This is a genomic window from Massilia sp. 01N410, from assembly GCF_056399665.1.
In genome coordinates, this window is record NZ_JBFTRV010000001.1 from 45,075 (window position 1) to 70,739 (window position 25,665).

Consider the following 25,665-nt stretch of genomic DNA (forward strand, 5'->3'; position numbering starts at 1 on the left):
GAGGAAGGCCCATGATCTACGGGATCGGTACCGACATCGTCCAGATCTCGCGCATCGAGGCTGCCCTCGCGCGCAACGGCGACCGCTTCGCCGCGAAGATCCTCGGACCGCAGGAAATGCTGAAATACCAAGCCCGCCGCGCGAAGAACGAAACGCGCGGGCTGCGCTTCCTGGCCACGCGCTTTTCGGCCAAGGAGGCGTTCTCGAAGGCGATCGGGCTGGGCATGCGCATGCCCATGACCTGGCGCTCGGCCCAGATGCTCAATGCGCCCAGCGGCAAGCCGGTCATCGTCTGCAGCGGGGCGCTCGAGGAATTCATGCGGGAACACCGCCTCACGGCGCAGGTGACGATCAGCGACGAAGCCGACTACGGTGTCGCCTTCGTGATCGTGACCCAGGCGCCGGAGCCAGACTCAAACAAGTAGGACTCAAGTGACCAAGGAAGTTCGCTCAAATGAGCAGCCGGATCTGCCGGCCGCTCCCGAAGTTCATGAATCTCCGGCCGCTTACGTGGCTGCCGGCGGCGCCGCCATGCCGGTCCTGCCGGCCGAGCCCGCAGAGCCGGCAGAAGCGACAAAGCGCGCCCGCGCCGCGAAGAATCGCGCCAGGGCCGAAGGCCAGCCGGAAGGATCGCCGCGCGCCCGTCCGGACGCCTGGCAGGCGATGAAGGAAGAACTCAACGCCACCATCAGCAAGGATGCGCAGGGCGGCGCCCGCCCCACGGCCGAGACCCGCGAACAGGTGCTGGCGACGGTCGCCAGGCTACCCGGCCTGCCGGGCGTGTACCGCTACTTCGACGCCGAGGACAAGGTCCTCTACGTCGGCAAGGCGCGCAACCTGAAGAACCGCGTGTCGAGCTACTTCCAGAAGAATTTGTCGAGCCCGCGCATCGCGATGATGGTCTCGCAGATCGCACGCCTGGAGACCACCGTCACGCACAGCGAGGCCGAGGCCCTGATCCTGGAAAACAACCTGATCAAGACCCTCAAGCCGCGCTACAACATCCTGTTCAGGGACGACAAGTCCTACCCCTACCTGAAGATCAGCGGCGGCGACGCCCCGCGCATGGCGTATTACCGCGGCGCGCTGGACAAGAAGAACCAGTACTTCGGGCCCTTCCCGAGCGCCTGGGCGGTCAAGGAATCGATGCAGCTGCTGCAGAAGGTGTTCAAGCTGCGCACCTGCGAGGACAGCGTCTTCCACAACCGCACGCGGCCCTGCCTGCTACACCAGATCGGCCGCTGCAGCGGCCCCTGCGTCGATTTGATCGCGCCCGAGGATTACCGCCGCGACGTCGACAATGCCGCCAAGTTCCTGCGCGGCCGCCAGACCGAGGTGCTGGAAGACCTGAACGCGAAGATGCTGGCCTTTGCCGAGGACCTGAAGTTCGAGCAGGCGGCAGCGGTGCGCAACCAGATCCAGGCGCTGTCGAAGGTGCTGCACGCCCAGAGCATGGAGACCACCGGCGACGCCGACGTCGACATCATCGCGGTGGTGGTGCAGGGCGGCCGCGCCTGCGTCAACCTGGCGATGGTGCGCGGCGGCCGCCACCTCGGCGACCGCGCCTACTTCCCGACCCAGGTCGGCGAAGCGCTGGAAGAGAGTTCGATCGAGATCGAGGTGCTGGCCGCCTTCCTGGCCCAGCACTACGGCGACAAGTTCATCCCCGGCACCTTCATCCTCAACACCTTCTTCGACATGCCGGAGCTGATCAATGCGCTGACCGAGCAGTGCGGCCACCGCATCAACCTGGTGTTCCAGCCCCAGGGGCAGCGCCGCCAGTGGCTGGAGCTCGCGCAGAAGAACGCCGAGATCTCGCTGGCGCGCCTGCTGTCCGAACAAGGCTCGCAGCAGGCCCGCACGCGCGCGCTGGCCGAGGTGCTGGGACTCGAGGCCGAGGAACTGGATACCCTGCGCATCGAGTGCTTCGACATCAGCCACACGGCCGGCGAGGCGACCCAGGCATCCTGCGTGGTCTTCCACCATCACCAGATGCAGAACGGCGAATACCGGCGCTACAACATCAACGACATCACGCCCGGCGACGATTACGCCGCCATGCGCCAGGTGCTGATGCGGCGCTACGAGAAGGTCGCGGGCGGCGACGGCGTGATGCCGGACATCGCCCTGATCGACGGCGGCAAGGGCCAGGTCGAGATGGCGCGCCAGGTATTCTCCGAACTGGGCCTGGACGTCAGCAGCATCGTCGGCGTGGCGAAAGGGGAGGGCCGCCGGGTCGGCCTCGAGACCCTGATCTTCGCCGACGGCCGCGCCCCGCAGGAGTTGGGTAAAGAGTCGGCGGCGCTGATGCTGGTCGCGATGATCCGCGACGAGGCCCACCGCTTCGCCATCACCGGCATGCGCGCCAAGCGCGCCAAGGCCCGCCAGGCGTCGCGCCTGGAAGAGATCGAAGGCATCGGCGCCAAGCGCCGCCAGAAGCTGCTGGCCCGCTTCGGCGGCCTGCGCGGCGTGATCGACGCCAGCGTCGAGGATCTGATGTCGGTGGAGGGGATCTCGAGTACTTTGGCGGAAGAGATTTACCGGCAGTTGCATTAAGCCTTCCGCCGTCGTTCCCGTACGGATGAGTTGAACTGGTTCAAAAGGCAAGAGCCATGTAGACTAGCGGCGCCATCCCACAGAATGCGTTTTATGCCTTTCAACATCCCGATTCTCCTGACCTGGTTACGCGTCGCACTCATCCCGCTGGTCGTCGGCGTCTACTTCCTGCCCACGCACTGGCTGCCCGTCGCCGAGCGCAACCTGGCCGCGACCCTGGTCTTCATCGTCGCCGCCATCACCGACTGGTTCGACGGTTACCTGGCCCGGCGCTGGAACCAGACCTCGGCCTTCGGCGCCTTCCTCGACCCGGTCGCGGACAAGCTGATGGTGGCCGGCGCGCTGCTGGTGCTGGTGGAGCTGGGCCGGGTCAACGCCATCATCGCCTTCATCATCATCGGCCGCGAGATTACCATCTCGGCGCTGCGCGAATGGATGGCCGAGATCGGCGCCCGCAAGTCGGTAGCCGTCAGCTCGCTCGGCAAGATCAAGACCGCGGCCCAGATGGTCGCGATCCCGCTGCTGCTGTTCCACGATCCGCTGCTCGTCAGCTACGACACCCATCTGGCCGGCCAGATCCTGCTGTGGATCGCGGGCGTACTGACGGTCTGGTCGATGTTCTACTATCTGCGCCGCGCCTGGCCGCTGATCAAGGAAAAATCGGGCGCCGTATAAGATTTCTACTGAGCCATCCTTGACACATAGCTCAGCATCTCTATAATGCCTGCCTGTTGCGAGACATTGCAGCAAACGAAACGAAGCGGGAGTAGCTCAGTTGGTAGAGCGCAACCTTGCCAAGGTTGAGGTCGAGAGTTCGAGACTCTTCTCCCGCTCCAAAGTTTGCTAGCGTAGAATGCAATAAGTTATAATCGTAGTTTCCAGCGACGCGGGAGTAGCTCAGTTGGTAGAGCGCAACCTTGCCAAGGTTGAGGTCGAGAGTTCGAGACTCTTCTCCCGCTCCAGTTCAAGCTGGGGCAGCGACAGGCAGTACCAGGCAGTAAGTAAGACTCCAATGCGGGAGTAGCTCAGTTGGTAGAGCGCAACCTTGCCAAGGTTGAGGTCGAGAGTTCGAGACTCTTCTCCCGCTCCAAAAGGCTTACCGTAATAATCGTGATGAACTCCTAAGCGGGAGTAGCTCAGTTGGTAGAGCGCAACCTTGCCAAGGTTGAGGTCGAGAGTTCGAGACTCTTCTCCCGCTCCAGTGATGTCGTCCGGTGCAGTAAACAACTCCTAAGCGGGAGTAGCTCAGTTGGTAGAGCGCAACCTTGCCAAGGTTGAGGTCGAGAGTTCGAGACTCTTCTCCCGCTCCAGATTCAGGGAAGTCCTGCTTCCCGTGCTGATGTGGTTAGATAACCCGCCATGCCAGCATCGTCAAGTCTCCTCGGGCGAGGTAGCAAAGCGGTTATGCAGCGGCCTGCAAAGCCGTCTAGACGGGTTCGACTCCCGTCCTCGCCTCCAAATAATAAACGTGAGGGCCTCATTTGAGGCCCTCTATGTTTTTACGTGTCTAATCTTCGGTAAATTAAATTCAGCATTAACGTGATTGCATTCCGAACTTATTGTTAGCGGCCTAGCAGGCCGCTACAGAGGACGTGAAAGGCTATCGTAGTCCGTTTGCATAGGTCAGAAATGCCTACCGGAGTGGGGAGTGCACAGAGCGTGAGCGCCTGTCTACTGAAGTCGTGGCGCCCCGGTTAGCGAAACCACTCCGTGGTGCCCAGTCAAGCGCGCCACGCCCTGCCAGACGTCCTGACGCGGTTCGATGGACATGGCCTGCACCATGTGGTCCAGTCGTCAGGCCGCTCTTGTTCTTGAAAGTGCACCGGATGGCTAGTCAGCTGCCGGGCAGGGTGCCGAATGGAGCGCCGGTGATCGCGGCGGGCCCGGTCGCGGCGTCCACCGGGCCAGCCGCGAGTGGACTAGCGCCGGCGGCGTACGCGGCGGCTGGCGAACAATCCCACCAGCGAGCTGCCGAACAAGCCCAGCGTTGCCGGTTCCGGCACCGTGAAATCGTCCATTACCCACTGCGTGCCGCTGCTGTTGTAGATGACGAGCGTGTCGATGCCCGTCCAGTTCAAGCCGATCCACTGAGGTGTCAGCGTGTCCAGCGTGTACGCGCCGCTGCCGAGTACCAGCTCGCCATTCCGGTAACCCTCAAAGGAGATTTCCTGGTCCACATAGGCGGACGTGAAATCGGCGCCGGCGAACGTGAACGCCTTGCCATCGGCCGTCGAAATCGTGGCCGTCAAGCCATACCAGTTATACGCGGCGTTCGTGGGCGACACCACGCCTGTCTCGAAGCCCGTACCCGGCGCGGCGTCGCTGCGGATGGTCCCCATGTTGGTCCAGTTGAAGCCGGCGTAGCCGCTGTCCAGGGCCTGCGTCGGGTCGCCCGGCAAATCGTCGAAGTTGATGACGCCAGCCGACGCGGTGGAGCACGCGAATGCCGCGAGCAGGGCGATGATATATTTGTTCATATTGGATCCTTTCGGTGCTTCAATGCGCCAGACCGGCCACTTGGGCGTCCGTCAAGGCCGTGTTATAGATGCGTAGCTCGTCCATCGAGCCCTTGTATGGGGTGTCCCAGTAGTTCACGCCCAGCGCGAACGCGGCCGTCGTGCTCGTGAACACGTTCGGGAAGCCCGTGCCGGAGAAACGTTTCACGCCATTGACGTAGACATTCACGGCACCGTTGTTGACAGTGAAGGCCAGGTGCGACCACTGGTTGACGGGGATGTTCATGCCGAGGCCCGCGTCATACCAGGCGGAACCGGACCATAGCATCGTGGCGCCATTCACATAGGGATGCCCCATCGGCAGCAGGCTGATCCAGGAATCCGTCGTGCGCGCGCCGAAGAAGGTGGGTGTGTACGCCGTCAACTGGGCGGGCTTGAGCCACACGGAGACCGTGTAGTTGTTCGAGGAAATCAGACCGTTCGGCAGGCGCACGCCCGTCGCGCCGTTGAACACGGCCGCGCTGCCGCGTACGCCAGTCTCGTAGGACAGGCTGCCACCGGCGACGTCGATCTTGTTGCCGATGACGGCGCCGGCAGCGAACCCGCCGTTCGAATCTGTCAGGTTGCCATCGAACGCGTAGTAGGCGACCAGGCCGCCCAACTTTGTCACCGTGACCGTGAAGGCTTTCGTCAGCACCGCCGTGCCCTTGGCGATGCGCGCCGTCAGGGAGACGTTGACGGCACCGGTGCCTGGCGTGGTCACGACCCCCGTGTTGCTGACGATGGCCGGATTCGACGACGTCCAGCTGATCGTCGCGCCCCGTGCGGCTATCGTGGGCAGCGTCAGGTTGCCGGTGACGGCCGTCGTGGCGCCCAGGCTCAACTCATTGTAGATCGCCGCCACGATTGCCGCGTCGGTGCGCGGGAGCAGGCGGCTGCCGAAGATCGCGATGCCTTCGCGCGAGGACGCGCTGAACGTCATCACATAGCTCTTCGACGTCTCGTCCCATTGGCTCAGCAAATAGCCCTTGTAAGTCGACGCGCCGGGCAGGCTGATCTCGACCTGATTGCTTCCGACGATGCGCCAAGTGCCGGACACGGCGCCCGTGATCGTGCCATTGCTGTTCAGCGTGATGATTTGCGACTTCTTGACCGCGGCCGTAATGTCCTTGCCGTGGTTGACGTACATGTAGTCGCCCACGACAAATTCGCTACGCACCGCGCTCAGCGTTTCGTTGGCGTAGCGATAAGGCGCGACGACGGGCCAGCCGTCCGCATTCATGAACATCTGGTGCACGCGTACCTCGTGCTGCTCGCCCCGTTCCGGGAAACGCGTGTGGAACACGAGGAAGTGCTTGCCTGTCGCCGGATCGTACCAGGCGGAATTGTGGCCTGCGGAGACATAGCCGGTGCCGATACCGGTGCCGGCTTCACCCAGAAGGCGCTGGAACAGGAAGTTCCCCATCAGTTTGACGCCGTATGGGGCCACCGAGGCGTCGTCGAACAAGGGTTTGCTGGCGTCCGCCTTCACGTTCGCCATGTCGTATCCCTGCGCATCGACATACGGACCGTCCGGGTTCGTGGAACGCGCCACGCGCATGTTGTAGCCGCCCGTGGAATCCAGGCCGCCGAAGGACGTGAACAGGAAATAGTAAGCCGTGGCCGGGCTGTACATGATGTACGCGCCTTCGATACGTGCATGGTTGCCGCCCATTAGGCGCTTGCCATAGCCCTGGTTCGGGTAAGGCATGCCCGTGCGGGGGTCCATCTGCATGATGAAGATGCCGCCCGAGTAGGAGCCGTAGACCATCCAGAGCTTGCCGGCATTGTCGTAGAAGACGCTGGGGTCGACCGTATTCGGGTGTTTATAAGCGTCGTACACGGTGCCGTCCGGGCTCGGCAGCCCCCACATGCCGGACTTCAGGATAATGCCCTTGTTGACGTAAGGCCCCTCGACGTTGTTCGCGACGGCCAAGCCAAGCGCGGAACGGGGCGCGTCGCCCTGGCAGGCGTCGTAGTACATGTAGTACTTGCCGTCGGCCAGCTGGCGCACGTCTGGCGCCCACAAGTCCTTCGTGTTCGCCCAGGAAAAAGCTTCCGCCAGCTCCGTGAACACGTTTCTGGAACCATTCAGGAACAAGGAATTGGTGGCGGTAACGCCATCCGTCATCTGCGTCCATTTCAGCAAGTCCGGCGATTTTGCGGACGCCAGGTGCGAGCCGAATACGTAATAGGTATTGCCGACCTTGATTTCCGCCGGATCGTGCACTGAAGCGTTCTGGAAAGTGGGCAGTGTAAAGCCGGCCTGGGCGCCGGCGCCGGCGGCGATGAAACAGGATGCGCATAGCGTTCCCATTCTCGCAAAAGATAGAAGTGGTTTCACGGGATATCTCCTCCTTGGTTTTATGTGAGACAGGGAATGGGATTAAAAAATAAAAGTCTTTGGCGATGCTTGCGATCGTCTATCCCATCCATATCTATTTCGCAGCATGCGGCATTTTCCGGTGATTTGCAACCGGGTGGAAGTGCGGCTAAGTATTTGATTTGGAGGTAAATTCCGGCTATTTCATTTTGGAAATATGTGCGATTCCAAAAATTTCGAAATGGACGATCAAATAAAAAATTTCGATATCGATGGATTGGTCGGCAATAAGATTTTTTTGTTTAAAATAGATTTTCAAAGCAAAAAGAATATCGCGGCGCTCCAGTGCCTGTTACAAAATTCTTTTGGAATAAGTGGCGAAGTGAACTGATTGGAAGATTATGGCCAGCGGATGCTCGGTATTTATCGTCTTACAGTCATGCTGTCGGTACCGATAGGCACTAGTGAAATGAAAAGGGCGTTGCCGGTGCGAACCGAGCAACGCCCTGTCTGGCCAGCGGGGTCTTCTCGACCGTCGGGGGCTTACATCTTCCAGTGCAAGGCAGCCGAGACCGAACGTCCGATCTGGACCGTACCGAAATTACTCACTTGCGCGTTACCCGCATTGCCGAAGTGGTAGTACTGCTGCTGCATTTCGTTGGTCAAATTGACGCCACTGATATCGACCGACATGTTGTCGTTGATTTTGTAGGAGACTTGCATGTCCACGCTTTTTTCCGGATGACGCCAGATACCAATCGGATTGGCAAACAGGGCGGCTTCGTTGGCGGCCAGGAAGCCGGAACGCCAGACCTGGGACAAGCGCATGCTGATCGGGCCCCTTTCGTAAGCCAGGGTGGCGTTGTAGGAGCTGTTGGACACGCCGAAGAACGGTGTCTCGAGCTGCGAGACGATGACGCCGGCATCATTGGCGTCGGGCACGTTCTGCGACGAGGTGAGTCGCGTATAGCTGCCCTGGAATCCCAGACCTTCCAGCAGGGCCGGCAGCCCCTTCGGGAAGTAGATGAAGCCGAGCTCGGCGCCCTTGATCATGCCGTTGGAGGCGTTGACCGGCGAGTTGATGACGTAGTCGTAGCCGTTCGTATGGTCGCCGCCCGATGTCGAGTTGCGGAAGGGGTCGTTCGCCGGATCGACGTGCACCCTGTGGCGCAAGCCCACGACCAGGCCGTCGATCTTGCGCTTGAACACAGTGCCGTAGAGTGCGCTGTCCTTCTGGAAATACCACTCAGCTGTCAGGTCGAAATTCTTGGAATGCGTCGGTTTCAGGTCCGGATTGCCACCACTGCCTGAGCCATACCCCACCCTCGAAACGTCGTCACCGAGCTGCAAGACAGGATTCAGATCGCCAAAGTTCGGGCGGCGCAGGGTTTCACCATAATTGAAGCGCAGCACGACGTCCTTGGATGGGTCGTAAATCAGGGTCATGCTGGGCAGGAGCTTGCTCGCCGACTTGCTGGCACTGGACGGCGTGACGGCCTTGGTGGTGGCATCAACCTTATAGAAGGTCATGTCGGTATTGACCTTGACGTAGCGCACACCGAAATTGCCGCGCAGGCGATGGCCAAACAGTTCGTTTTGGGTATTCCCCATCAGGAAGAGGTTGGTCGTCTTTTCATCGATCTCGAACGTCTTCTGCAGGCTTAATTTGTCCGTCGTCAGGAAGTTCGGATCGACCGAGTTAAAGAGCGTGCGCCAGTCGTCGATATGGTCGCGAATGTAGTAGGCATTGGGCTCCACCCATGAGCGCGGAACGTCCGAAATGGCCGTGCCGAAGTTCGCGTTGGTGGAGGAATACGCCGGGCCCAAGGAGGCGAGGTTGCGGTTCAAGGTGCCCGATTGCGTCCGGTTGGCCTCCGACGCCTTGCGGTCGTCGAAGCGTACGCCGAAGTGAATCGTGTCCAGCACCCCCCAGTTGGCATCGAAGATGCCCGACAGGTTGGCCGTCGCGGCGCTGCCCTTGTTGCGGTTGGCGTTATCGTAAAACTGCGCGACATTCCACTTGGCCGGGTTGGCCAGGTCGGCATCGTCGTTGAAATGGAACGCTGTGTTGTTGCTGCCGTCATTGAATTTGACGTTGATGGACGGCGCAACGCGATCGATCCGGGTGGCTGTGAATTCCGAGTGATAGGTGCTGGTCTGGTACGACAGGTCACCGTCCAGCTTCAGGCGGTCGCCAAGGTTCCACTTGCCGTTCAGGGCATAAACGTAGGAATCGGTTGCCGACGTGGTGTAGTCGCCGCTGTTGAAGCCATAGACGTTATTGACGGTACGGCTCTTGATGACGTTCGTTCCTGGGAAGGTCGTAATCGTCCCCGCAGGGTTGCTGCCGAGATCACCCCACCAGTCAACGAAGCTGAACAGCAGCCGGTTGAAGGACTTGTCACGATAACCGTTGTACATCGATTCGAAGGTGTAGACCGAATCGCTGTTCGGTTTCCACTGCAAGGCGATATTCGCGGCAGGACGCTTCCGCTCCCCCTCAACGTCGCTCTGGAAGACGGCGTCACGCGCCAGGTAATAAGGATAAGCTTTGCCGCCGAAATTCAGCGTTGAACCCGCCGCCATCGGCAAGCCGGTATGGGTACCAGCCGTCCAGATACTGTTGTCGAAGATGCGCTGCAAGGGCGTGTAACCAGCGGGATCTTCGGCGGCATTGGGGCTGGCAAACGGCACCATGGCGCCTGGCGTCACGCTTTCATTGCGGTAGTTCGTCCTGGTAGCCGACAGATTGACCAGGGCACCGAATTCGCCGGCGCCGGTGTCCCAGCGGTTGCTGAACAGGCCGCTGAGCTGCGGGTTCGCCTTTTTCGCGGGATCGAGATAGGTTTCACGTGCCGAAAGCGACACTTTCGAACCCTTGAAATCGAAGGGCCGCAGGGACTTGACGTCGATCTGGCCTGCAATTCCCGTGTCCAGCTGGCTGGCGTCGCGCGTCTTGTAGACGTCGATCTGGCGAACCAGGGTCGAGGGGATGTCCTGAAGCGCGACCTGCGTGCCGGACGCGGTAAAGATATTGCGGCCATTCCAGGTAGTTTGGACGTCGGGCAGACCGCGGATGGACAGGGTGCCGACTTCGCCGCCGGCGCGGTTGGTGACCTGGATGCCCGTCACGCGCTGGAGCGCTTCGACAACATTGTTATCGGGCAGCTTGCCGATGTCTTCAGCAACAACCGATTCCACGACCTGGTCGCTGGTGCGCTTGATCGCCAGGCTCTTGATCAGCGATGCCTTGACGCCTGTGACGACCACGGTCGAGGTTTCAGTCGGCTCCGTCGTTTCGGCGGCCGCTTGCGCCCACACCGAGGCGCTGCTGAGCAGGCCGGCGCTCATCAGCGCAGTCACGCTCAGCTTCAAGGCCAAAGGACGTGCAGATTCTTGCGATTTCATACGTCTCCTGTGTTTCTAGTTATAGGAAATTTTCTTCTCAAACTTGCATTGCTCTTAAACCATGGTAGAGATCCTGTGATAATCAGACTAATGATTTTTTATGGATTTGCCATATCGGTTTCGATATCAAGATGATCTTTTTGGCAACAAAACTTCGGGCGGACTTGCGTGCCATACACTGGAGCGAAAGCCACTTTGGCAGAGGGAAACAGCATCCGGATGATGGGAAGACGGGGGCGATCGGCAGTCTCACCTTCGTTACTCAAGCTCGTACACGCTTTGGACTGACTATGCGGTGAGAGTTATGGAAACGGTATCGCTTGGTCAAAAAAAATTATTGGTTGAATCAAGCATGGTTTCTTACCATGGCGATTTCCTCGACAACGCTGACGGCGATGACCATGATTCGATTCCTACACGTGACGGCTTCTCTACTGTTCGCCGTGATTGCGCCAGTCATGGCGTCGCCGGATTTTCTCAATCCTCTCGTAAGGCAACGCGCCGATCCTCAGGTGACGCTCGACGCCGACGGCTATTACTACTTTACGGCCACCGTGCCCGAGTACGATCGCATCGAACTGCGCCGTGCGCATGCCCTGGACGAGCTTGGGGCGGCGCAGGCGAAAGTCGTGTGGCGCCGGCATGCCTCGGGGCCGATGAGCGCAAATATCTGGGCGCCCGAGCTGCACCGGATCGACGGGAAATGGTTTCTTTACTTTACTGCGGGCCGTGCCGACGCACCGTTCGACGTCCGTCTCTACGTGCTCGAGAATGCTGCTGCCGATCCGCTCGAAGGTGAATGGATCGAGCGCGGGCAATTGAAGACAGGGTGGGAATCGTTCGCGCTGGACGCGACGACTTTCGCGTTGAAAGGCCAACGCTACCTGGCATGGGCGCAACGCCCGCCATCCGCGGAAAAACATATGACGGCGATTTACATCGCCAGGATGGACACGCCGGTGTCGATTACCGGCCCGGCAGTCCTGCTCACGACGCCAGAGTATGCGTGGGAGAAGGTGAAGTTCGACGTCAACGAAGCCCCGGCTGTCCTGGTAAAGAATGGCCGTGTGTTCATGACCTATTCCGCCAGCGCGACCGATGCAAACTACGCCATGGGCATGCTCGCGGCGCAAGCCGGTGCCAACTTGCTGGATGCCGCCTCGTGGACCAAGTCGCCGGTACCGGTGTTTGCCAGCAGCGCCACAAATAGCCAGTATGGCCCGGGGCATAATTCGTTCACGACCTCCGTCGATGGCAAGACAGATATCCTGGTCTACCACGCCCGCAACTACCGGGATATCGTGGGCGACCCTTTGTTCGATCCTAACCGCCATACCCGCGCCCAGGCGATCTCGTGGCGACAGGATGGCACCCCAGATCTGGGCGTTCCGGTCGCCGACACGATTCCGCAAGCTATCCGATGATCCGCAGTCCCTTGATCGACGAACGGGACGGCTCACCACTATTCAGGACCGTTGTCACGCGCGACATACAAAAAACGATATCGAAGTCGCCTGAATTTTGATTGGAATAGTCTCGCTCTTGCTCTTAAGATGCCGTTGTGCATGCGAATATAGCCATGCCGGATCAAAGTAAAAAACCATAACAAAGACTTGGAGACATATGGAGCGCACAGCATCGGGCCGGCGTACGGTCAATCCTTTTGGTGTCCTCGTCGGCAGTCATCCCCCAGTTGCCGCGTGAGCTGCGCCGCTACCACCGCTGTCTGAAGGAAGTCCGCATGCAAACCCAAACCCAGAAACTCTCCACCCTCGAAAAAGTGGGCTTCGGCGCCGGTGACATGGCGCTCAACGTGGTGATCTCGTCGATGATGCTGATCATCACCTTCTTCTACACCGACATCTACGGTCTCAAGACGACCGACCTGGCGCTGCTGTTCGTCATCGTCAAGGTGATCGGCGGGTTCTCCGACATGGTCGTCGGCCAGATGACCGACAGCTTCCTGACGCGCTGGGGACGCTACCGTCCATGGCTGCTGCTGCTCGCCGTGCCCTATGGCGTGTCCGTGTTCATGGTGTTTTCCACGCCTGGCTGGAGCTATGACGCCAAGCTGGTCTGGGCGTATTCGACCTACATCCTGATGACCCTGATGACCTCGGGCGTGGGCGTGGCCTATATCTCGCTGCCCAGCGCCCTGACCGCCGATCCGCAGGAGCGCCTGTCGGCCAACGGCTACCGCCTGTTCCTGGCCAAGGTCGGGGCCTTCATGGTGACCATCGTGGTCCCGATCCTGTCGCAACGCTGGGGCAACGGCAACCCGGCCGCCGGCTACCAGGCGGCGATGGCGCTGATGGCGGTGCTGGGCGCGGTCCTGTTCCTGTTCTGCTTTTTCACGACCCGGGAGCGCGTGGTGTACAAGGTCGCGCGCCAGCCCTTGGGTGAGCAGGTCGCCGTGCTGCTGAAGAACGACCAGTGGCTGTACCTGGCCGGGGCCTGCGTGACGGGCACGATCGGCTACGTCATCCGCGGCTCGGTGGCCGTCTACTACGCCAAGTACTACCTGCATGGCGACACGGGCATCGTCTCGGCCTTCATGTCGACCGGCGTGGCTGCGGCGATCATCGCGATGGTCATCTCGACCTGGGTCACCAAGGTCTATTGCAAGGTCAAGCTGTTCCGCTACACGCAGCTGGTGGTGGCCGTGATCTCGGTGATGATCTACTTTCTCGTCAAGCCCGGCGATACGCTGCTCGCCTTTGCGCTGTACTTCGCGCTGTCCCTGATCGTCGACCTGCACGCGCCGGTATTCTGGTCGGCGATCGCCGAGACCATCGACTACGGCCAGCTCAAGACTGGAAAACGCGTCTCCGGTTTCGCCTTCGGCGGCATCTCGGTTTGCCAGAAGGCCGGCATGGCCGTCGCCGGCGGCATGGTCGGTGTGCTGCTCAGCTATTTCGATTACCAGCCGAACCAGGAGCAGAGCCAGCTTGCGCTGCATGGCATCGCGCTGATGCTGTCGGTAATCCCGGGCTTCTTCCACTTCCTGATGGGGGCGCTGATGTTCAAGTACCGCATCAGCGACGCCTACTACGACAGCGTCAAGGAAAACCTGCACGCCGGCGGCGTCGCGGCCGGATGATTTTTGAAAGTGAACATGGAAACCGTACTGAAACCGCTGATCGAACAACGCGCCGACCCCTACATCTACAAGCACACGGACGGCTTTTACTATTTCACCGCCTCGGTCCCGCAATACGACCGCATCGAACTGCGCCGCGCCAGCACCATCGAAGGCCTGGCCGCGGCACCGACGGTCGACGCCTGGATCAAGCCGGACACCGGCCCGTACAGCGAATTGATCTGGGCGCCCGAGCTGCACTTCAATATGGGCGCCTGGTACGTCTACTTCGCGGCCGCGCCGAGCCGCGAGATCAAGGACAAGCTGTTCCAGCACCGGATGTACGCAATCCGCAATACCAATGCGAACCCGCTGGAAGGCGCGTGGGACTTCATGGGCCAGGTAGATACCGGCATCGACAGCTTCTGCCTGGACGCGACCACCTTCACGCACAAGGGCGAGCTGTACTACCTGTGGGCGCAGAAGGACAGGGCGATCGAGGGGAATTCGAACCTCTACATCGCGAAGATGAAGACGCCGTGGCAGATCGAGGGCCGGCCGGTGCTGCTGTCGAAGCCGGAGTTCGACTGGGAGATCCGCGGCTTCTGGGTCAATGAAGGCCCCTCGGTGCTGCGCCGGAACGGCAGGATCTTCATCTCCTACTCGGCCAGCGCGACCGACGAGAATTACGCCATGGGCCTGCTGTACGCGGACGAAAACGCCGACCTGCTCGACCCGGCGTCCTGGACCAAGACGAAAGAGCCGGTATTCCAGACCTGCTACGAGCACGGCATCTACGGCCCGGGGCACAACAGTTTTACCTGTGCCGAAGACGGCGACGCCGTCATGCTGGTCTACCACGCGCGCACCTACACCGAGATCGTAGGCGATCCGCTGTGGAATCCGGACCGCCACACTTTCGTCAAGCGCCTGCGCTGGGACGAAAGCGGCATGCCGGTGTTCGGCCGCCCATCCATCGCCTGACGCCGGACCGGACGTGCACACCCATATCACACAGGCGCCCTTCGGCACGCTGCCGGACGGCGCCCAGGTCAGCGAATTCACGATCGCGAACAGCCGCGGCATGCTTGTGAAGATCCTGGACTTTGGCGGAATCATCCGCGAAATCCAGGCGCCCGACCGCAACGGCCAGTTCGCGGACGTCGTGCTCGGCTTCGACACGCTCGAGCCTTATCTGCGGGACAGCCCGTACTTCGGCGCCCTGATCGGCCGCTACGGCAACCGCATCGGCAAGGGCCGCTTCGCCATCGACGGCAAGGCTTACCAGCTGGCCGTGAACGACGGCGACAATCACCTGCACGGCGGCGCCCCCGGTTTCGACAAGCTGCTGTGGGCCGCCGCCATCGAAGGCGATGCGCTGGTCCTGCGCTACCGGAGCCCGGACGGCGAGCAGGGCTACCCCGGTAACCTGGATGCCACCGTCAGCTACAGCCTGAGCGACGACAACGAGATCGTGATGCGCTTCCACGCCGTCACGGACAAGCCGACGCCCGTCAACCTGACCCAGCACAGCTATTTCAACCTGCGCGGCACCGGCCAGGAAGAGGGCGACATCCTGCAGCACGAGATGCTCATCGACGCCGACCGCTTCGTGTCCATCGATGCCGGCTCGATTCCGCTGGGGCCTCTGGTGCCCGTCACCGGCACGCCTTTCGACTTCCGCCAGCCGCGTCCGATCGGCGAGCGCATCGGCCAGCCGGACAAGCAGCTGCGCCACGGCAGCGGTTATGATCACTGCTGGGTGCTGAACGCGGGCGCCGTTGAGGAAGGCGAACAGCGCCGCGCGGTGCGGGTGCGCGAGCCCGAGAGCGGACGCGTGCTGGAGCTGATCACGCAGGAGCCGGGCGTGCAGTTCTACAGCGGGAACTTCCTCGACGGCTCGCTGACGGGGAAGGGCGGCCGCCCCTACGCCTTCCGCAGCGGCTTCTGCATCGAACCGCAGCACTTTCCGGACTCGCCCAACCAGCCCGCCTATCCGACGACGATCCTGCGGCCGGGCGAGATCTATGCGACCGAGTCCCGCTTCAAATTTTTAGTGGAAAAACAGGAACGATGATGGAATTGGTGGTGGACGGCCGGCACGTGCTGGGCGAGGGAATCATCTGGAACGAGCGCACGGGGCGGCTCCTGTGGACCGACATCGAAAGCAGCGAGCTGTGGTCGTACGATCCGGCCGGCGGCACGCTGGAACGCTGGCCGCTGCCCGAGCGCCTGTGTTCGATGGCGCTGACGCAGGATGACGGGCGCCTGCTGCTGGCGCTGGCCTCCGGCCTGGCCTTCTTCGACCTGCGCATGGGCGAGCTGACACGCATCTGCGATGTCGAGGCGCACCTTCCCACCACCCGCCTGAACGACGGCCGCGTGGACCGCCAGGGCCGCTTCGTGTTCGGCGCCTTCAACCAGGCCAACGATCCTAAGCGGCCGATCGGCGGTTTCTACCGCCTGAACCGCGACCTCTCGCTGGAGCGCCTGCCCCTGGGCGGCGTTGCCATCGCCAACAGCATCTGTTTCAGCCTCGACGGCCGCACCATGTATTACTGCGATTCGGGCACGGGCGAGATCCGCTGTTGCGACTACGACCCCGGCGATGCCGGCGGCGCCGCCAACCTGCGCGTGTTCGCCCCCAGCGATGCCGCGCCGGGCGATCCGGACGGTTCCACCATCGATGCCGAGGGCTATCTGTGGAATGCGCGCTGGGGCGGCGGCCAGGTGGTGCGCTTCGCGCCCGACGGCCGCGTCGACCGCGTGCTGCCGCTGCCGGCGCCGCAGCCGACCTGCCTGGCCTTCGGCGGCCCCGGCCTCGATGTGCTGTATGTGAGCTCGGCCACCCAGAACATGCCGGCGGACGCGCTGGCGGCGGCGCCCGCGTCGGGCGGCGTGTTCGCGCATCCGCTGGACGTGCGCGGCCTGCCGGAGCAGCGCTTCGGCTGAGCGATATAGATATCTAAAACGATATCGATAAGCGCTTAAAATTGATTGGAAAGTTATCTGGCAGCACCTTAGACTTTCTTCCATCGCTGAGCAAGAACAAAACGACGGAGGAGAGACCACATGTCCGATACGAAAAAGAAGCCCACGCTGCGTTCCGCCGCGTGGTTCGGTACCCAGGACAAGAACGGCTTCATGTACCGGAGCTGGATGAAGAACCAGGGTATCCCCGACCACGAATTCCAGGGCAAGCCGATCATCGGCATCTGCAACACCTGGTCCGAGCTCACCCCCTGCAATGCCCACTTCCGCAAGCTGGCGGAACACGTCAAGCGCGGCATCCTGGAAGCCGGCGGCTTTCCGGTCGAATTCCCGGTGTTCTCGAACGGCGAATCTAACCTGCGCCCGACCGCCATGCTGACCCGTAACCTGGCCAGCATGGACGTCGAAGAATCCATCCGCGGCAACCCGATGGACGGCGTGGTCCTGCTGGTCGGCTGCGACAAGACCACGCCGGCGCTGCTGATGGGCGCGGCCAGCGTCGACATCCCGACCATCGTCGTCACCGGCGGCCCGATGTTGAACGGTAAGCTGAACGGCAAGGACATCGGCTCCGGCACCGCCGTCTGGCAGCTGCACGAGCAGGCCAAAGGCGGGCAGATCACGATGCACGACTTCCTCGCCGCCGAAGCCGGCCACTCGCGCTCGGCCGGCACCTGCAATACCATGGGCACTGCGTCGACGATGGCCTGCATGGCCGAAGCCCTCGGCACCTCGCTGCCGCACAACGCCGCGATTCCGGCGGTGGACGCGCGCCGCTACGTGCTGGCCCACATGTCCGGCATCCGGATCGTCGAGATGGTCAACGAAGACCTGAAGCTGTCGAAGATCCTGAAGCGCGAGAATTTCGAGAACGCGATCCGCGTGAACGCCGCGATCGGCGGTTCGACCAATGCGGTGATCCACCTGAAGGCCATCGCCGGCCGCGTCGGCGTGCCGCTCGAGCTGGAGGACTGGACCGCGATCGGCAAGGGTACCCCCACCATCGTCGACCTGCTGCCTTCGGGCCGCTACCTGATGGAAGAGTTCTATTACGCCGGCGGCCTGCCGGGCGCGATCCGCCGCCTGGGCGAGGGCAAGCTGCTGCCGCACCCGGACGCGCTCACCGTCAACGGCAAGTCGCTGTGGGAGAACTGCGTCGACGCGCCGATCTACAACGACGAGGTAATCCGCAAGCTCGACACGCCGCTGATCGACGACGGCGGCATCTGCATCCTGCGCGGCAACCTGGCGCCGCGCGGCGCCGTGCTCAAACCCTCGGCCGCATCGCCGCACCTGATGCAGCACCGCGGCCGCGCCGTCGTGTTCGAGGATTTCGACCATTACAAGCAGCGCATCGTCGACCCCGACCTGGATGTGGACGAGAACTCGATCCTGCTGATGAAGAACTGCGGCCCGAAAGGTTATCCGGGCATGGCGGAAGTCGGCAATATGGGCCTGCCGCCGAAACTGCTGGCGCGCGGCATCACCGACATGGTGCGCATCTCGGACGCCCGCATGAGCGGCACCGCCTACGGCACCGTGGTGCTGCACGTGGCGCCGGAGGCAATGGCCGGCGGTCCGCTGGGCATCGTCAAGGATGGCGACATCATCGAGCTCGATTGCGCCAACGGCCGCCTGCACCTTGACGTGCCGGACGAGGAAATCGCTGCCCGCCTGGCAGACCGCGCCGAGAACCAGAAGGCGCCGCCGCGCACCGGGTATCAAGGTCTTTATCTCGACCACGTGCTGCAGGCGGATGAGGGTTGCGACTTCGACTTCCTGGTCGGCTGCCGCGGGTCGGCGGTGCCCAAGCATTCCCATTAATTCCGGCGACACGGAGACAACATGCTGCTGATCCAATACACCACCGCCGCCGGCGCACGCCGCGTCGGCATCCTGAACGACGACATCGTCACCCCGATCCAGGGCTTCGCCTCGACCCTGGAACTGGCCAAGGCGGCCATCGCCCGCGGCCACGGCCTGGCGGCGCTGGCGGCCACCTCCACCGGCAACGACGCCGACTCCTTCGAAACCATCCTCGCCGAAGGGCGCCTTCTGGCGCCGATCGATCACCCGGACGCCGCCCACTGCTATGTGACCGGCACCGGCCTGACCCACTTGGGCAGCGCGGACACCCGCGACGCCATGCACAAGAAGATCGGCGGCGACGTCGAATCGCTGTCGGACAGCATGAAGATGTTCCGCATGGGCGTCGAAGGCGGCAAGCCGGAAGCCGGTAGCGCGGGCGTGCAGCCGGAATGGTTCTACAAGGGCGACGGGACGATCGTGCGCGCCGGCGGCCAGGCACTGGAAATGCCGGACTTCTCGCTGGACGGTGGCGAAGAGCCGGAGATCGCCGGCCTGTATGTGATCGGCGAGGATGGCCAGCCCTGGCGCGTCGGCTTCGCGCTGGGTAATGAATTCTCCGACCACGTGACCGAGCGCCAGAACTACCTCTACCTGGCGCACTCGAAGCTGCGCAACTGCGGCCTCGGCCCGGCCCTGCTGATCGGCGAGCTGCCGGAGCACGTCGCCGGCGTCTCGCGCATCGTCGATACGGACGGCCAGGTGCGCTGGGAAAAGGCGTTCGTCTCCGGCGAACGCAACATGTCGCACACCATCGCCAACCTCGAACACCACCACTTCAAGTACGGGCTGTTCAAGCGCCCCGGAGACGTCCACATCCATTTCTTCGGCACTGCGACGCTGAGCTTCGCCGACAGCGTGCAGGTGCGCGCCGGCGAGACCTTCGAGATCGCCTCGCCCCAGTTCGGCCCGGCGCTGCGCAACACGCTCGCCGTCCACGAAACCGAGTTTGCGAAAGTGAAGACCCTATGACCAACACGATTACCGGGCACGCCCTGATCGGCGGCCAGCCCGAACTCGGCGCAGGCGGCTCCTTCAAGGCCTGGAACCCGTCCCTGCGCGATCACCTGGAGCCGGCCTTCCACATGGTCGACCGCGAGCAGATCGACCGCGCCTGCAGCCTCGCCAGCGCCGCCTTCGACACCTTCCGCGCGACCTCCGACGACCAGCGCGCCGGCTTCCTCGACGCGGTGGCCGAGCAGATCCTGGCGCTGGGCGACGAGTTGGTTGAACGCGCGATCCAGGAAACCGGCCTGCCGCGCGGCCGCATCGAAGGCGAGCGCGGACGCACCGTCGGCCAGCTGCGGCTGTTCGCCTCCCTGCTGCGTGAAGGCTCGTGGCAGGACCCGCGCATCGACCCGGCGCTGCCGCTGCGCACGCCACCGCGCGCCGACCTGCGCAGCCGCCTGATCGGCGTCGGCCCGGTGGCCGTGTTCGCGGCCTCCAACTTCCCGCTGGCCTTTTCGGTGGCCGGCGGCGACACCGCGTCCGCCTTCGCTGCCGGCTGTCCGGTGGTGCTGAAGGCCCACTCGGCCCACCCCGGCACCTCGGAGCTGGTGGCGCGCGCCGTCGTCAGGGCGGTCGAGCAGTGCGGCCTGCCGGCCGGCGTGTTCGCGCTGCTGACCGGTACCGGCAACGGCATCGGTCAGGCCCTGGTCGCGCACCCGGCCATCCAGGCGGTCGGCTTCACCGGTTCGCGTTCCGGCGGCACCGCGCTGATGTCGGTGGCGGCACAGCGTCCGCAGCCGATCCCGGTGTATGCGGAAATGAGCAGCATCAATCCGGTCTTTCTGCTGCCGCAGGCGCTGGCATCGCGCGCCGAACAAATCGGCCAGGACTTCGCCGCCTCGCTGGTGCTGGGCGTCGGCCAGTTCTGCACCAACCCCGGCCTGGTGCTGGCGATCGAAGGCGAGGGCCTCGAGCAGTTCTGCGCCGCCGCCACCGCCGCGCTCAACAAGACGCAGCCGGCCACCATGCTCTCGGCCGGCATCGCGTCGAGCTACCGCCGCGGCGTCGAGGCGCTCGGCGCCCACGCCTCGGTGATGACTCTGCTGCGCCTGGAACACGAAGAGCACCAGGGCCACGCGGCGCTGTTCCGCGTGTCTAGCAGCGACTTCCTTGCGCGCCAGGAACTGCATGAAGAAGTATTCGGCCCGGCTTCGCTGTTGGTCGTGTGCCGCGACATCGAGGACATGCGCGGCGTGGCCGAGCGTCTGGAAGGCCAGCTGACCGCGGCCCTGCACATGGTCGACGGCACGGACGACGTCGAGGCAGCGCGTACGCTGCTGCCGACGCTGGAGCGCAAGGCCGGCCGCATCCTGGCCAACGGCTTCGGCACCGGCGTCGAAGTGGCGCACGCAATGGTGCACGGCGGTCCCTTCCCGGCGACCGCCGACGGCCGCAGTACGTCGGTCGGCACCGCCGCGATCTACCGCTTCCTGCGCCCGGTGTGCTACCAGAACCTGCCGCAATCCTTGCTGCCGGAGGTGCTGCGGGACGATAATCCGCGTGAGATCTGGCGCCGTATCGACGGCGCGATCGGTAAAGGCATGGAGAAGGTATGAGCAAGTTGGCGAAGTACGGAAGCCTGGAAGGGAAGCGTGTATTCGTGACGGGCGGCGGCAGCGGTATCGGCGAAGCGATCGTGGCCGCCTTCGTGGAGCAGGGCGCGGCGGTGGCCTTCGTCGACATCGTGCGCGACCCGAGCGAAGCCCTGGTGGCGCGCCTGTCCGCCGCGCTGCAGCCGGGCCAGACGGCGCCGGTGTTCCGCTACTGCGACATCACCGACATCGCGGCGCTGCAACAGGCCATGGCCGAGCTGGCGTCCGTGCTGGGCGACTTCGACGTGATCGTCAACAACGCCGCCAACGACCAGCGCCACCAGATCGGCGACGTGAGCGTCGGCTACTACGACGAACGCATCGCCATCAACCAGCGCCCGATGTTCTTCACTGTGCAGGCGGCGCTGGAGGGCATGAAGCGCCGCGGCGGCGGCTCGGTGATCAACTTCAGCTCGATGTCCTTCCATGCCAAGAACCCGGGCTATCCGATCTACGCCGCCACCAAGGCCGCCGTGACCGGCCTGACCCGCTGCCTGGCACGGGACCTCGGGCCTTTCAACATCCGCGTGAATACCGTGACGCCGGGCTGGGTGATGACCCAGCGCCAGATCGAGCTGTGGCTGGACGAGAACGGCGAAGCCGAGATCCGCCGCGCGCAGTGCCTGCCGGGAAAGCTGATGTCCGAAGATATTGCTGCCATGGTGCTGTTCCTGGCGGCGGACGACAGCAGGATGTGCACGGCACAGGATTTTGTGGTGGATGCCGGGTGGACCTGAGCTTCCCGCAGTCCGACCTGTCGTTTCCGCAGCCCTAACTGTCGTTCCCGCGAAAGCGGGAACCCATACGCCGCGTGCATCGAGGCTCAGCATGGGTTCCCGCCTGCGTGGGAACGACGGAAAAGAGAGTGCCATGACCAAACTGCTCCCAGCCGTTCTTGCCCTTGCGGTCCATGCCGCATTCGCAGCTCCTCTCCAGAGCCCCGACCGCCACATCAGCGTCGAGGTCCGCATCACCCCATCGCAAACCCTGGAATACAGGATCCGGCGCGACGGCCAGCCTGTCATCCTGCCGTCGCGCCTGGGCCTGCAGCTCGCCGGCGCCGACCTGGCGAACAGCTTGACGCTGACCGCCACATCACCGGTCAAGCCCATCGCCGAAGACTACGAACTCGTCACCGGCAAGAAGCGCCGCATCCGCTACCGCGCCAACGAACAGGTGCTCACGGTCCGCAACGCGAAGGGGCAGGCGATGGACCTTGTCCTCCGGGCCTCGAACGACGGCGTCGCCTTCCGCTACCTGGTGCGTGCGCCGGGCCGCCTGCAGTTCCTGAGCGAAGCCACCAGCTATCGCTTCGACAAGGCAGCGAAAGCCTGGCTGCAGCCGATGTCGATCGCCCAGACCGGTTGGATGAACACCAATCCGTCCTACGAAGAACACTACATGCGCGAGATCGCGGTCGGAACGAAGGCGCCGACCGCCGCCGGCTGGGTCTTCCCGGCGCTGTTCAAAACCGGCGACACCTGGGTCGCGCTGACCGAAGCGAACATGGACGGCAGCTGGCACGCTTCGCGCCTCCAATCCGATTCCGCAGGCGGCGAGTACCGGCTCGGCACGCCGATGGCGCCCGAAGTCTTCACCGGCGGCGCCTTGCTGGCCGAAAGCAGCGGCCAGCTGACATCGCCCTGGCGCGTGATCGCGCTGGGCAGCCTGGCGGCCGTGAGCGAATCGACGCTCGGCACCGACCTCGCCGCGCCGGCCATCGCCTTCGACAAGGCGAAGGTCGTGCCCGGGCACGCGTCGTGGAGCTGGGCGTTGCTGAAGGACGATGCCACCGTCTTCGAGGTGCAGAAGAAGTTCATCGACTACGCCGCCGACATGCGCTGGAACTACACCCTGGTCGACGCCGACTGGGACCGCAAGATCGGCTACGAAAAGATGCGCGAGCTGGCGGCCTATGCGGCGTCGAAAGGCATCGGCCTGCTGGCCTGGTACAACTCTTCCGGCGGCTGGAACAAGACCGAGTACTCGCCGAAGGGCAAGCTGCTGTCCCATGCGCAGCGCGTCGCGGAATTCGATCGCCTCGCGAAGATGGGCGTAAAAGGCGTGAAGATCGACTTCTTCGCCGGTGACGGCAAGTCGATGATCGCCTATTACACGGCGATCCTGCAGGATGCCGCGGCCGCCGGCTTGCTGGTCAACTTCCACGGCGCGACGCTGCCGCGCGGCTGGGCGCGCACGTATCCGAACCTGATGACCGCCGAAGCGGTGCGCGGCCTCGAATACACGACCTTCACCCAGGAAGACCAGGACGCCGTAGTGCGCCACGCGGCCATGCTCCCTTTCGCGCGCAATCTGTTCGATCCGATGGACTTCACGCCGATGGTGTTCGGCGACATCCCGAAGATCCGCCGCGCCACCCGCAATGGCTTCGAGCTGGCGGAGTCGGTGCTGTTCCTGTCCGGGATCCAGCACTTTGCCGAGACGCCGGAAGGCATGGCCGGCGCGCCTGCCTATGTGAAAAGCTTCCTGCAGACGCTGCCGCGCGGCTGGGACGAGGTCAGGTTCGTGGCCGGCTACCCGGGCCGCCACGCCGTCATCGCCAGGAAGAGCGGCGACGCCTGGTACGTGGCCGGCATCAACGCCGACGACGTCGATCTCCCGCTCGATCTCGACCTCGGCTTCCTGGCCGGCAGAGAAGGGCAGCTCATCACGGATGGCGCCGGCGAACGCGAATTCACGCAAGCCACGCTCAGCGGCGGCCGGCAGCAGCTCACGATCAAGGCGCACGGCGGTTTCGTCGCCGTATTCAAATAATCAATCAATAAAATGGAGACCCGCATGAACCGCTTCAAACTCACGATCCTCGCGCTCGGCATCCTCGCCGCCATCCCCGCCTTTGCGCAGGTGAGCCTGACCGTCGACACGTCACGGCCCGGCGCCGTCATCAACAAGAATGTCTACGGTCAGTTTGCCGAGCACCTGGGCACCGGCATTTACGAGGGCTTGTGGGTCGGGCCGGAATCGAAGATCCCGAATACCAAGGGCTGGCGCAAGGACGTGGTCGGCGCGCTGAAGGACCTGCACGTGCCGCTGGTGCGCTGGCCGGGCGGCTGCTTCGCCGACGAGTACCACTGGAAGGACGGCATCGGCCCGCGCGGCAAGCGCCCGGTGAAGGTGAACACCAACTGGGGCGGCGTCCCCGAGAACAATGCGGTCGGCACGCACGAGTTCTTCGACCTGGTCGAGCTGCTGGGCGCGGACGCCTACGTCAACGGCAACCTGGGCACGGGCACGCCGCAGGAAATGGCTGAGTGGGTCGAATACATGACCTCGGAGGGCAAGTCCAGCCTGGCCGAGCTGCGCGCGAAGAACGGCCATCCGCAGCCCTTCAAGGTCGCCTATTTCGCCATCGGTAACGAAGCCTGGGGCTGCGGCGGCAACATGAAGCCGGAGTACTACGCCAGCCTGTACAAGCACTACAAGACCTTCCTGAAGGCGCCGCCGAACGTGCTCCCGAAATTCATCGCCAGCGGCGGCAACGACAACGACAGCAGCTGGACCGAAACCCTCAGCCGCGAAGCCGCCCATGGCACCGACGGCATCAGCTTCCATTACTACACGCTGCCTACCGATAAATGGGAGAAGAAGGGCGCCGCCACCGGCTTCCCGGAAAGCGAATGGTTCTCGACCATGTCGAACACCCTGCGCATCGACGAGCATATCAAGCGCAACGTCGCGATCCTCGACAAGAACGATCCGCAGAAGAAGATCGGCTTCTACGTCGACGAATGGGGCACCTGGTACGACGTCGAGCCGGGCACCAACCCTGGCTTCCTGTTCCAGCGTAATACCCTGCGCGATGCGGTGGTCGCTGCGCTCAACTTCAACATCTTCCACGCGCACGCGGACCGCGTCCGCATGACGAACATCGCGCAGATGGTCAACGTGCTGCAGGCAATGATCATCACCGACAAGGACAAGATGCTGCTGACACCGACCTACTACGCCTACAAGATGTACGTGCCCTTCCAGGACGCGACCTCGCTGCCGGTTACCCTGGCCAACAACACGACCTACGGCGCGAACGGCAAGGGCGTGCCCGGCATCAGCGCTTCGGCCGCCCGCGCCAGGGATGGCAAGGTATATGTCGCGCTGGTCAACACCAACCCGCATGAGGCGACCGACGTGAGCCTGGATCTGCCGGGCCAGGCCATCGGCGCCGTCCGCGGCCAGGTCCTGACGGCCGACGCGATGGACGCCCACAACACCTTCGACAAGCCCCAGGCCATCAAACCGGCGCCGTTCAGCGCGCAGGCCGCTGGCGGCAAGCTGACCGTCAAGGTGCCGCCCAAGGCGGTGATGGTGTTCGCGGTGGAGGGCTGATCA

Annotated in this window: 17 protein-coding genes and 6 tRNA genes; 20 read left to right on the forward strand and 3 right to left on the reverse strand. The window is 63.2% G+C overall.

Features of this window, described 5'->3' with window-relative positions; all coding sequences use genetic code 11:
- Positions 1 to 11: 11 nt before the first annotated feature.
- From acpS to AC1DOP_RS00270, 9 genes are all read left to right on the forward strand, one after another.
- Positions 12 to 425: a holo-ACP synthase gene (gene acpS / locus AC1DOP_RS00230; RefSeq protein WP_442121549.1), complete on the forward strand. Its 414-nt coding sequence runs from the start codon at positions 12 to 14 to the stop codon at positions 423 to 425.
- 7 nt (positions 426 to 432) lie between these two features.
- Complete coding sequence (gene uvrC / locus AC1DOP_RS00235; protein WP_477249001.1) at positions 433 to 2,556, forward strand: excinuclease ABC subunit UvrC; 2,124 nt, start codon at positions 433 to 435, stop codon at positions 2,554 to 2,556.
- A gap of 93 nt (positions 2,557 to 2,649) precedes the next feature.
- Positions 2,650 to 3,231 (forward strand): CDP-diacylglycerol--glycerol-3-phosphate 3-phosphatidyltransferase, encoded by a 582-nt coding sequence (gene pgsA, locus AC1DOP_RS00240; protein WP_477249003.1) that lies wholly within the window; start codon positions 2,650 to 2,652, stop codon positions 3,229 to 3,231.
- A gap of 85 nt (positions 3,232 to 3,316) precedes the next feature.
- Positions 3,317 to 3,392: transfer RNA gene (locus AC1DOP_RS00245), tRNA-Gly, on the forward strand.
- 50 nt (positions 3,393 to 3,442) lie between these two features.
- Positions 3,443 to 3,518, forward strand: a tRNA-Gly gene (locus AC1DOP_RS00250).
- A 52-nt stretch (positions 3,519 to 3,570) separates the two neighbouring features.
- Positions 3,571 to 3,646 (forward strand) — tRNA-Gly (locus tag AC1DOP_RS00255).
- Positions 3,647 to 3,681: 35 nt separating this feature from the next.
- Positions 3,682 to 3,757 (forward strand) — tRNA-Gly (locus AC1DOP_RS00260).
- A gap of 33 nt (positions 3,758 to 3,790) precedes the next feature.
- A tRNA-Gly gene (locus AC1DOP_RS00265) sits at positions 3,791 to 3,866 on the forward strand.
- Between the two features lie 74 nt (positions 3,867 to 3,940).
- Positions 3,941 to 4,014 (forward strand) — tRNA-Cys (locus tag AC1DOP_RS00270).
- A 461-nt stretch (positions 4,015 to 4,475) separates the two neighbouring features.
- Here the strand turns inward: AC1DOP_RS00270 and AC1DOP_RS00275 are convergent.
- The 3 genes from AC1DOP_RS00275 to AC1DOP_RS00285 all read right to left on the reverse strand — a co-directional run bounded on the left by AC1DOP_RS00275 (position 4,476) and on the right by AC1DOP_RS00285 (position 10,782).
- Positions 4,476 to 5,033: a PEP-CTERM sorting domain-containing protein gene (locus AC1DOP_RS00275; protein ID WP_477249005.1), complete on the reverse strand. Its 558-nt coding sequence runs from the start codon at positions 5,031 to 5,033 to the stop codon at positions 4,476 to 4,478.
- 19 nt (positions 5,034 to 5,052) lie between these two features.
- The gene (locus AC1DOP_RS00280) at positions 5,053 to 7,395 is read right to left on the reverse strand and encodes a LamG-like jellyroll fold domain-containing protein (protein ID WP_477249007.1); all 2,343 of its coding nucleotides are present in this window, start codon (positions 7,393 to 7,395) and stop codon (positions 5,053 to 5,055) included.
- 522 nt (positions 7,396 to 7,917) lie between these two features.
- On the reverse strand, positions 7,918 to 10,782 hold the full coding sequence (locus AC1DOP_RS00285; protein ID WP_477249009.1) for a TonB-dependent receptor: 2,865 nt from the start codon (positions 10,780 to 10,782) through the stop codon (positions 7,918 to 7,920).
- Between the two features lie 320 nt (positions 10,783 to 11,102).
- Between AC1DOP_RS00285 and AC1DOP_RS00290 the strand changes: the two genes are divergently transcribed.
- From AC1DOP_RS00290 to AC1DOP_RS00340, 11 genes are all read left to right on the forward strand, one after another.
- Complete coding sequence (locus tag AC1DOP_RS00290) at positions 11,103 to 12,206, forward strand: glycoside hydrolase family 43 protein (RefSeq protein ID WP_477249011.1); 1,104 nt, start codon at positions 11,103 to 11,105, stop codon at positions 12,204 to 12,206.
- A 317-nt stretch (positions 12,207 to 12,523) separates the two neighbouring features.
- A complete protein-coding gene (locus AC1DOP_RS00295) occupies positions 12,524 to 13,882 on the forward strand; it encodes an MFS transporter (protein WP_477249013.1) in 1,359 nt (452 codons plus the stop codon).
- Between the two features lie 15 nt (positions 13,883 to 13,897).
- Positions 13,898 to 14,845, forward strand: coding sequence for a glycoside hydrolase family 43 protein (locus tag AC1DOP_RS00300; protein WP_477249015.1), 948 nt, complete (start codon positions 13,898 to 13,900; stop codon positions 14,843 to 14,845).
- A 13-nt stretch (positions 14,846 to 14,858) separates the two neighbouring features.
- The gene (locus tag AC1DOP_RS00305) at positions 14,859 to 15,938 is read left to right on the forward strand and encodes an aldose epimerase family protein (RefSeq protein ID WP_477249017.1); all 1,080 of its coding nucleotides are present in this window, start codon (positions 14,859 to 14,861) and stop codon (positions 15,936 to 15,938) included.
- Positions 15,935 to 16,813 (forward strand): SMP-30/gluconolactonase/LRE family protein, encoded by an 879-nt coding sequence (locus AC1DOP_RS00310; RefSeq protein WP_477249019.1) that lies wholly within the window; start codon positions 15,935 to 15,937, stop codon positions 16,811 to 16,813. The genes AC1DOP_RS00305 and AC1DOP_RS00310 overlap by 4 nt, the downstream gene beginning before the upstream one ends.
- Positions 16,814 to 16,933: 120 nt before the next feature.
- Positions 16,934 to 18,676, forward strand: coding sequence for an IlvD/Edd family dehydratase (locus tag AC1DOP_RS00315; protein WP_477249021.1), 1,743 nt, complete (start codon positions 16,934 to 16,936; stop codon positions 18,674 to 18,676).
- 21 nt (positions 18,677 to 18,697) lie between these two features.
- Positions 18,698 to 19,690 carry an AraD1 family protein gene (araD1, locus tag AC1DOP_RS00320; protein WP_477249023.1) on the forward strand — a complete coding sequence of 331 codons (993 nt, stop codon included), beginning with the start codon at positions 18,698 to 18,700 and terminating at the stop codon, positions 19,688 to 19,690.
- Positions 19,687 to 21,282 carry an aldehyde dehydrogenase (NADP(+)) gene (locus AC1DOP_RS00325; protein ID WP_477249025.1) on the forward strand — a complete coding sequence of 532 codons (1,596 nt, stop codon included), beginning with the start codon at positions 19,687 to 19,689 and terminating at the stop codon, positions 21,280 to 21,282. Before araD1 ends, AC1DOP_RS00325 begins: the two co-directional genes overlap by 4 nt.
- Entirely contained in the window at positions 21,279 to 22,055 is a 777-nt protein-coding gene (locus tag AC1DOP_RS00330; protein WP_477249027.1) for an SDR family NAD(P)-dependent oxidoreductase, read from the forward strand. Before AC1DOP_RS00325 ends, AC1DOP_RS00330 begins: the two co-directional genes overlap by 4 nt.
- A gap of 133 nt (positions 22,056 to 22,188) precedes the next feature.
- Positions 22,189 to 24,093, forward strand: a complete 1,905-nt coding sequence (locus AC1DOP_RS00335) for a glycoside hydrolase family 97 protein (RefSeq protein ID WP_477249029.1) — start codon at positions 22,189 to 22,191, stop codon at positions 24,091 to 24,093.
- 24 nt (positions 24,094 to 24,117) lie between these two features.
- On the forward strand, positions 24,118 to 25,662 hold the full coding sequence (locus tag AC1DOP_RS00340; RefSeq protein WP_477249031.1) for an alpha-N-arabinofuranosidase: 1,545 nt from the start codon (positions 24,118 to 24,120) through the stop codon (positions 25,660 to 25,662).
- The last annotated feature ends 3 nt before the right edge of the window (positions 25,663 to 25,665 follow it).

What these genes read in the sequence shown, in the direction of transcription:
- AC1DOP_RS00285 (WP_477249009.1), bottom strand. Translation starts at nt 10,782, where the DNA reads ATGAAATCGCAAGAATCTGCACGTCCTTTGGCCTTGAAGCTGAGCGTG.
- AC1DOP_RS00300 (WP_477249015.1), top strand. Translation starts at nt 13,898, where the DNA reads ATGGAAACCGTACTGAAACCGCTGATCGAACAACGCGCCGACCCCTAC.
- AC1DOP_RS00335 (WP_477249029.1), top strand. Translation starts at nt 22,189, where the DNA reads ATGACCAAACTGCTCCCAGCCGTTCTTGCCCTTGCGGTCCATGCCGCA.
- AC1DOP_RS00310 (WP_477249019.1), top strand. Translation starts at nt 15,935, where the DNA reads ATGATGGAATTGGTGGTGGACGGCCGGCACGTGCTGGGCGAGGGAATC.
- AC1DOP_RS00340 (WP_477249031.1), top strand. Translation starts at nt 24,118, where the DNA reads ATGAACCGCTTCAAACTCACGATCCTCGCGCTCGGCATCCTCGCCGCC.
- AC1DOP_RS00295 (WP_477249013.1), top strand. Translation starts at nt 12,524, where the DNA reads ATGCAAACCCAAACCCAGAAACTCTCCACCCTCGAAAAAGTGGGCTTC.
- AC1DOP_RS00315 (WP_477249021.1), top strand. Translation starts at nt 16,934, where the DNA reads ATGTCCGATACGAAAAAGAAGCCCACGCTGCGTTCCGCCGCGTGGTTC.
- araD1 (WP_477249023.1), top strand. Translation starts at nt 18,698, where the DNA reads ATGCTGCTGATCCAATACACCACCGCCGCCGGCGCACGCCGCGTCGGC.
- pgsA (WP_477249003.1), top strand. Translation starts at nt 2,650, where the DNA reads ATGCCTTTCAACATCCCGATTCTCCTGACCTGGTTACGCGTCGCACTC.
- AC1DOP_RS00325 (WP_477249025.1), top strand. Translation starts at nt 19,687, where the DNA reads ATGACCAACACGATTACCGGGCACGCCCTGATCGGCGGCCAGCCCGAA.
- AC1DOP_RS00275 (WP_477249005.1), bottom strand. Translation starts at nt 5,033, where the DNA reads ATGAACAAATATATCATCGCCCTGCTCGCGGCATTCGCGTGCTCCACC.
- acpS (WP_442121549.1), top strand. Translation starts at nt 12, where the DNA reads ATGATCTACGGGATCGGTACCGACATCGTCCAGATCTCGCGCATCGAG.
- AC1DOP_RS00330 (WP_477249027.1), top strand. Translation starts at nt 21,279, where the DNA reads ATGAGCAAGTTGGCGAAGTACGGAAGCCTGGAAGGGAAGCGTGTATTC.